This is a genomic window from Microbulbifer okhotskensis (assembly GCF_023895975.1).
Classification (GTDB): Bacteria; Pseudomonadota; Gammaproteobacteria; order Pseudomonadales; family Cellvibrionaceae; genus Microbulbifer; species Microbulbifer okhotskensis.
The window spans coordinates 1-326 of sequence record NZ_JALBWM010000442.1; the positions used below are offsets into that span (position 1 = coordinate 1).

Here is a 326-nt window from a genome sequence, read left to right on the forward strand (position 1 = left end):
TCTGGCAACAGCAGGGAGACGGGAAAGTTTTTGTTGGTAGTTGGGCGGATAGTTACTGGGCAGGCCGCCCCCTGGAATTGCCCAGCGGATATACAACGGACTTTGGAGTATCTAACCGGGCGAAAATCGCTTGTATTCCAAGGCTGCGCCCCGGTGTTTTACTCAATGGACACTATGCAACCAAAGTAGAGCTATCTGGCAATTTTATGAATTTAACCTGGAGCGCGGACCCTTGGACCAGCAAATAAAAAGAATTATTGCGCGGCTCTACCCTGAAATTAATAGCGGGTTACATTTGCCAATACTGGCAAAAGTGGTAGCGATTA

General features: G+C 48.2%; 1 protein-coding gene. It reads left to right on the plus strand.

Translation table 11 applies throughout. From position 1 onward, the window contains the following. A partial coding sequence (locus MO867_RS22845) for a hypothetical protein (RefSeq protein WP_252473428.1) occupies positions 1-248 on the plus strand: 248 nt, incomplete at its 5' end. Positions 249-326: the final 78 nt, after the last annotated feature.